General features: G+C 24.8%; 8 protein-coding genes. 2 read left to right on the forward strand and 6 right to left on the reverse strand.

The features are described from left to right. Positions 1 to 363: 363 nt before the first annotated feature. Together J2Z24_RS21005 and J2Z24_RS21010 are read right to left on the reverse strand one after the other, a co-directional pair. Positions 364 to 1302 carry a GNAT family N-acetyltransferase gene (locus J2Z24_RS21005; protein ID WP_035152464.1) on the reverse strand — a complete coding sequence of 313 codons (939 nt, stop codon included), beginning with the start codon at positions 1300 to 1302 and terminating at the stop codon, positions 364 to 366. A 102-nt stretch (positions 1303 to 1404) separates the two neighbouring features. After that, positions 1405 to 2526 carry an MFS transporter gene (locus J2Z24_RS21010; protein WP_035152466.1) on the reverse strand — a complete coding sequence of 374 codons (1122 nt, stop codon included), beginning with the start codon at positions 2524 to 2526 and terminating at the stop codon, positions 1405 to 1407. 224 nt (positions 2527 to 2750) lie between these two features. Between J2Z24_RS21010 and J2Z24_RS21015 the strand changes: the two genes are divergently transcribed. Beyond that, complete coding sequence (locus J2Z24_RS21015; protein ID WP_035152462.1) at positions 2751 to 3923, forward strand: class I SAM-dependent methyltransferase; 1173 nt, start codon at positions 2751 to 2753, stop codon at positions 3921 to 3923. Between the two features lie 53 nt (positions 3924 to 3976). Beyond that, positions 3977 to 4636, forward strand: coding sequence for a DUF4230 domain-containing protein (locus tag J2Z24_RS21020; protein ID WP_111947608.1), 660 nt, complete (start codon positions 3977 to 3979; stop codon positions 4634 to 4636). A 548-nt stretch (positions 4637 to 5184) separates the two neighbouring features. On the opposite strand, the gene J2Z24_RS21025 is transcribed toward J2Z24_RS21020, so the two are convergent. The 4 genes from J2Z24_RS21025 to J2Z24_RS21040 form a co-directional block, all read right to left on the reverse strand. Next, positions 5185 to 5373 carry a hypothetical protein gene (locus tag J2Z24_RS21025; RefSeq protein ID WP_035152460.1) on the reverse strand — a complete coding sequence of 63 codons (189 nt, stop codon included), beginning with the start codon at positions 5371 to 5373 and terminating at the stop codon, positions 5185 to 5187. A gap of 13 nt (positions 5374 to 5386) precedes the next feature. After that, positions 5387 to 5569 carry a hypothetical protein gene (locus J2Z24_RS21030; RefSeq protein WP_146750592.1) on the reverse strand — a complete coding sequence of 61 codons (183 nt, stop codon included), beginning with the start codon at positions 5567 to 5569 and terminating at the stop codon, positions 5387 to 5389. 399 nt (positions 5570 to 5968) lie between these two features. Beyond that, positions 5969 to 6127 carry a hypothetical protein gene (locus J2Z24_RS21035; RefSeq protein ID WP_035152457.1) on the reverse strand — a complete coding sequence of 53 codons (159 nt, stop codon included), beginning with the start codon at positions 6125 to 6127 and terminating at the stop codon, positions 5969 to 5971. A 22-nt stretch (positions 6128 to 6149) separates the two neighbouring features. Then, entirely contained in the window at positions 6150 to 6926 is a 777-nt protein-coding gene (locus J2Z24_RS21040; RefSeq protein ID WP_111947609.1) for an EFR1 family ferrodoxin, read from the reverse strand. Positions 6927 to 7196 lie beyond the last annotated feature (270 nt).

Here is a 7196-nt window from a genome sequence, read left to right on the forward strand (position 1 = left end):
TAGCTCATCGCTATTTTTAACAGTTTCCTGTTAAGAATTGACTGGTTTCTTAATTCTCTGTTTAATTTTCAAAGACCATGTCGCTTCAAGCGACTTTTATATAATATCATTTAAAATTTAGCTTGTCAACATTTTTTTAAAATTTTTTTAAAATCTTTTGTTGACTTCTTTACCTTAAGCTTTATAGCTTTCAGCATTTTGTCATCGCATCCCTGAGCGACATGTGTTATTCTATCATAATTATCATGTACAATAAATTTACTATTTACAATTTAATAAGAATAATTACATATTACTATACCATTCTCTTATTTTCTTAATTATACTTATACGGACACGCTTGATTAAGTTGTACATAATGCCCTAATTTTGTCTAATTTTATAAAAAGTAATGTGATCTCTCCATTTCCCATTTATATATAGATAATTTTTATTTAATCCTATCTCTTGAAACCCACAAGTCTTTAATACATTTTGAGACCTTAAATTATTAACAAGAGTAGATGCTTCTACCCTATGTAGATCTAACTCTTTGAAAGCATATTCTAAACTAAGAGATAATGCCTCTTTCATATACCCCTTTCCTTCTTCCCCCTTATCAATAGAATATCCAACAAAACAGCTTCTAAAAACCCCCATTACTATATTAGATAATTGTATTTTACCAATAAACTTATTACTCTTATATATTCCAAAATTTACTGACATTCCATTTAAAAATTGTTTATAGTTTTCTATTAGAGTTCTTTTTTGAACAGATAAAGTATAAAAATTATTCTCTCTTGTTGGTTCAAATGGTTCTAAATGTTGTTTATTATTTATATAGTATTGTAGTATTTCTTCTGCATTTTCTGGTGTCAATATTTTAAGCTCTACATTTTTTCCTTTTAATGATATCTTTCTTATGATGTTATTACTAAATATTTCTTTATCTATTCCAAACAACAACTCATCTCTATAAATATTATCTTTTATTATACTATTTGAAATAATACCTTCTAATTCAAAACCTAAATCAGTAAAAGAAGATAAATTCACATCTTCTTCTGCTAATATATTTATTTTAAAAATATCCATATTTTTGAATAAAGTTATTATAAGCTTGTTCAAAGTTATCTTTAAATTTTCATATCCTTCGTCACCTTTTTTATAAAACCTTATCCTAAAACAACAATATTTATTTTCTTTACATAGATCAATTATATAAACTCTTCCTATGGTAATACCTAAATTATCCCTAACAATATATTCGTTTACACTACCTTGTGCTAATTGGATATTAACTTCTTTTTGATCCAACATAATATCTCTCCTATCGTCAAATTAAGATCAATTAATTCTTATCGAATAACTTATTCAGAGTCGTAGCATTGTTTATGTCCAACTTAAAAAGTAACATTATTATTAATTGTATCGGTTGGATAAAACTTCTTTTGTATTCTTATATATAAGATATACAAATATTAATGATATTAATAAACTTATCGGTATAACATAAAAAGCTTTATATGTACCTATTCTTAAATTTAATTCTCCTATTAACTGATTCATTATCATATTTATTGAAGATGAAACAGTTATTATTATACCTGTTATATATGCACTATTCTTTTTAAAAACTCTACTAATTGTTAATACAACTGTAGGAAATGCTATAGAAAAAAAGAATCCTGATATAGATATAATAATCATTCCATTTATACCAATACCTAACCCCGTTATATATAAGGCAAATGCTATAATCAATGACATAAATACTGATTTTATATACCCTATCTTTTCAACTATAAATCCTCCTATTAACCTTCCAACTGAAAATATAGCAAAAAATAAAGCAAGATAAAAAGAGCCTTCTCTTTCATTAAAGCTATATGTTTTATGCATAAAATTTACAAACCAATTTTGAGTACCTATCTCAGCAAAAACATAAAACCCTAAAGCCATCATATAATAATAAAATAACTTATCTTTAAATATATAATTTTTAAATTCTTGTTTTTTTTCTACTTTATGTGGTTCTGGTACTTTCGTAAAAATAAGTAATATGAAAACTACCAAATATATTAAAGCTATAAATATATATATGCTTTTCCAACCAATCCCTTTATATATAAGTATTCCTGTTATTCTTTGAGATAGAGTTGTTCCTAACCCATAACAGAAATGAGTTAAATTCATAAGTAAAGCTTGAAAACTAATAAATAGTATTGGAACCAATGTATTTATAGATATTGAATTTAATGAAAGACCTATATTCATTAAAAACATTGATATTATTAATAATGAAAAATTATATGTAAAATATAGAACTATAAAAGATATAAGTATTGATATAAAACCTATAATAAAAACCTTTTTTTGCCCTAATTTTTCACATAATATTCCTCCTATATAAGTAAATAATATGTATGCTATTGAACTAGCTGTAAAAATATATGCTATCTGATTATCACTTACTCCAAATTCTTTTTCAAAGGTTGGAACAAAAATACCTCTTGTACTTTCACAAGCTGCTGATAACATCATGGTTATAAATATTAAAATTATAGCTATAATATTGCTTTTTTTATTCATGACCTCACTCCAAAACTATTTATATATACCACGTAATATTATATCATAAGCTATATTGTTAATGAAAAACATATTGATATTATATTTCTTTATATTTATATTAAATTTATTTATAATAATATTATATTAGTGTAATTCACTAAAATATATAATTTAAGAAAGAAAAGGTGCTTAAAATGAATAAACAGAATATATCTAAATTAAACTTATTCCTAATGGGATTAGAAAATAGATTTATTGAAAACAAAGACATATTTATAGAGATTGTTGTTAAATATACAACTGGCCTTAAAAACTTTAAAGGTATTGCTGTATTAGATAATAACAACTTGGCTTTTAATTTTAATGGACTAACTCAAAAATTAGATGTGAAAGATTTAATAAAACTAATATGTAAAGAAGCAGAAAATTATGATTCAGTTGAAATACTTTATAAAGAAAGAGGTACATATATATTAATCCAGGGTTCAAATAAAAAAGTCAATATGAAAAATATAGATGTTAAAGAAGAAGCTGAAAACAAAATTATTAATTCCACTGCTAAAACTTCAACTTTACTTAATAGAGATTATTATATAAAAGTTGGTGAGGCAAACAAATTACTAAAAGAAATAGGCATAATGACAGAAGAAGGTAAAATTAAAAATGATAAAATACGAAAATATAATCAAATAGATCATTATGTAGAATTATTAGAAGGAATATTAGATAAATTACCTATGAATGAAACAATAAATATATTAGATTGTGGTTGTGGAAAATCCTATCTTACTTTCGTACTTAATTATTATCTTACTGAAGTAAAAAAAAGGAGATGTAACTTTATAGGCTTAGATATATCTGAAAGTGTAATATCATCTTCTAAAAAAATGGCAGAAAACCTTAACTATAGAAATATGGAATTTAAAGCTGTAGATATTAAAAATTATCTTCCTAATAAAAAAATACATGTAATTATTTCACTCCACGCTTGTGATACCGCTACAGATATGGCCTTAGCCTTAGGAATTAGATTGAATTCAGATGTAATTATTGCCGTACCATGTTGTCATAGAGAATTATTAAATCAGTATTCATATGAACCATTTAACAGTATACTTAAACATGGTATATTTAAAACGAAAATGGCTGATATACTAACTGATGGTATGAGGTCATTAATGTTAGAAGCTAAAGGATATGATGTTTCAGTAGTAGAATATATTTCTCCTCTTGAAACCCCTAAAAATTTAATGATTAGAGCTATAAAAACTGGTGATGACAGTAGTAAAGCTATGGATGAATATATGTCTCTTATGTCTAAACTTAATGTTTATCCTGCATTATATGATTTTTTAAACAATTGGTAACTTAACAGGAATGGGGGTATAATCAAATCTCTATGATTTGATTAATAAAATTAATGGTTAAATTTTTTAAAAAAAGAACTTTATTTATAATATTGATTTCCATAATCTTAGGCTTTTCTATATGCTATAAATTTTTAGTCAATCCAAAAATAAATTCTCTACCTGGAATGACTAAAAGTATAGAAAAAATGTCTAGAAAATCTATTACTAGTGAAGCTATAATAAATAAAATACATGAAAAGAAAGAATTAATTATTATGGAAGCAGAACTATCCGATAAAGTTGTACTTGATGATAGCTGGGGCAATTTCGCCGTATTTAAAAAAATAACTTATATAAATTTTAATGGTAAAGGAATCTATACTGTAGATTTATCAAAAATTAAAGCTGAAAATATAACTATGCAACCTAACATAAAAACTATATATATAAATGTTCCTAAACCAGAAATCAAATCAATAACCATAAACGAAGAAAAAACTAGCTACGAAACGGAAAAGGGTATTCTAAGATTTGGAGAAATAACACTTTCTCCTGCTGAAAATCAAATTATGACACAAAAAGTAAAAGAACGAATGAAAGAAAAGCTTAGTGAATCTGATATGATAAATAAAGCTCTTATAAACACTAAAAAATCTATCAAAGAAATTATATTAAGTGTTCTTAATAACAAAGATTCCGACTATACTATAGTAGTTTATATTGAAAAATAAGTTGAAGGCAATTTGTACTTTTTAAAATACAAATTGCCTTCTTATTTTCCCATTACTTTAACATTAGCACTATACGTATGCGTCCAGATTTATTAATCTAGTATATAATGTTAATAAATTAAAAAGAATGGGATTATCTAATATAAACAGAATTATTAAGGAGTATAAAATTTACTTTTATCAGAGTTATCTTATTCCTTTAAACTTTTTATTTTCCGCAAAATTAACCCTGAGCAAATATTATAAGTCTTATCTCTATTACAAATAGATTTATCTCATTTTTCGTACACTTAAACCCATTGTAATAAATTTAAAACTTTATCTCCTTATTTATTCTGTTATTTTTAAGATAATAATATCTATAATAAATATTATATATTAATTAATTACTTAATATGACATAAACTAATTAAAATATAATTTATGCTATAATAAATTATATCACATATTATTTGTTTATACTTGTATATTTAAACCATTAATTTCTATTTTAAATTTTATATAAATACAAAAAAAGACAGCACTTTATTAGCTGTCTTAAAAAATTATTACGTTTGGTCAAGGCTTGAAACAACCTTATCATAATAGTTTATTGTACATATGCCCTTTTCGAAATTAAGACAATTTCTACAACTTTTGTTCTGTGGTACTACTGTTGAAGATTGAAACCCATCGTATATTGGCATATATCCTGGACAATTTTCTGCTACTGCCATCATCTCATAGGCATTTCCCATAAATATCATCTCCTTAATTTCTATATATTCTTTCCTTAATAGGATCAAATAAATTTTTTATGCATTTTCCTTTAACAAAATTTTCACAGTTCTCACAACTGTCAGTTATATTACTTCCTATATCAGAGACAAACACAGATGCTATAGGCTCATATCCTTCACAATTCTCAGCAACTACCATTTTTAATTCTTCCAAGCGCATATATACCACCGTTTTATATACCACCGTTTTTCAAACTTATATAAATTTATTTGCTTTCCTCTTCATAGTGTCCAGTTTCACAATCAACTAATACTATTTAATCCAACACTCCAAGAGCTTAAATTCCTGTAGATTTACACAGTATATGCATCCACCATTATTTCTATAGGTGATATTTAACGGTTTTCAACTCCTTTCATAGATATATTTGACCAACCATTAAATTTTTTAGTTATTTGCCACTGACTTCTCTAAATAAATCTTAAATAATAACTTTAAAATTATTCTTTCCTGAATTTTAAAAAATAATTCTTCAAATTTAAAAATTTGAAAAAAAATCAGCATATTCCAAAATACAATTTTGAAATATGCTAATTAAAATAAATTAATAATTTAATCTAATACTGATTCTGTTTCCGTACAGTATCTTGTTGTTAAACATTTTCCTAAACTTCTAGGACACCTTCTACACATACAATTATCTGCTTTTCCGTCACAAACTTTATTTAAAAATTCAGGACAATATTTGCAATTGTCTCCTCCTACAGCCATTCTCCTCACCTCATATATTTATCTATTTTAAAATAAGACTTTTTATCATATTTTTTTGAGTTTGATCTATTTTTTCCCCCTTATATCTTATAACATTTATTGGACATATATGTATACATCTCATACATAAAATACACTTACTATGAAAAACAGCATGCCCATTTTCAAAAGTTATATTTCCCTTTGGGCAATTTCTTAAACATAACCCACATTTTATGCATTCCTCTGTTGATGTTAAATTTTTAGACATCTTAGGCAATATTTTATTGAAATTCTTTCCTACAAACTTAGCTATAGATACTCTTAAAGAATTTAAATGAATTCTCCTTTCCCTATTTTCTATAAAATCTTTAACAGTTTCATTTACTTCCTGTTCAGCTTTATCTATAATAATTTTAAAAGTAGATTTATCTGTTTTCTTTCCCACTGCAAAGTAATAATTATTACTCATTTGAAACATAGATTGTGAATAAACTTTATATCCTTTCTTTTCTAAATTTTTCTTAAGTATAGCTACAGCAGATGCACTTTTAGCTGCCTGAGTAGAATATACCATGACTTTCATAAAATCTCCATTTGGTAATTTTTCAATAAAAGAATCTACTATCTTCGGTTGTAATCCAGCATATATAGAAGTTCCTATTATTAGAAAATCATAATTTTTAATTTCTATCTCTTCTGCATTTTCTATATTAACCAAATCAATATAAATTTCATTTTTATTAAAAGCATTTTTGAATTTATCTGCAATCCATTTGGTATTTCCAGTACCACTAAAATAATACAGTATACCTTTCATGAAAATTCCTCCACCTTAATAATTATTTTTATATAATATTAAAAATATCTATGTTTCTAAAAAATCAAATGAAAATAATAGTTTAATAAATTTAAAATAAATAAGGTAACTTGATATATCTTCTGCAAAAATTTATGAAATCCTTTTAAAATTACAAACAATTAAATTTAATAATTTAATAATCGAGTAGGAGGGAAAATTAATTAAATTTTCCCGACCTCTCACACCACCGTGCGTACCGGTCTGGTACACGGCGGTTCTTTAAGAATT

This window comes from Clostridium tetanomorphum, assembly GCF_017873215.1.
Classification (GTDB): domain Bacteria; phylum Bacillota; class Clostridia; order Clostridiales; family Clostridiaceae; genus Clostridium_AO; species Clostridium_AO tetanomorphum.

Coding starts and splice junctions, on each gene's coding strand:
- J2Z24_RS21025 (WP_035152460.1), bottom strand. CDS start 5,373: ATGGGAAATGCCTATGAGATGATGGCAGTAGCAGAAAATTGTCCAGGA.
- J2Z24_RS21010 (WP_035152466.1), bottom strand. CDS start 2,526: ATGATGTTATCAGCAGCTTGTGAAAGTACAAGAGGTATTTTTGTTCCA.
- J2Z24_RS21020 (WP_111947608.1), top strand. CDS start 3,977: ATGGTTAAATTTTTTAAAAAAAGAACTTTATTTATAATATTGATTTCC.
- J2Z24_RS21005 (WP_035152464.1), bottom strand. CDS start 1,302: ATGTTGGATCAAAAAGAAGTTAATATCCAATTAGCACAAGGTAGTGTA.
- J2Z24_RS21035 (WP_035152457.1), bottom strand. CDS start 6,127: ATGGCTGTAGGAGGAGACAATTGCAAATATTGTCCTGAATTTTTAAAT.
- J2Z24_RS21040 (WP_111947609.1), bottom strand. CDS start 6,926: ATGAAAGGTATACTGTATTATTTTAGTGGTACTGGAAATACCAAATGG.
- J2Z24_RS21015 (WP_035152462.1), top strand. CDS start 2,751: ATGAATAAACAGAATATATCTAAATTAAACTTATTCCTAATGGGATTA.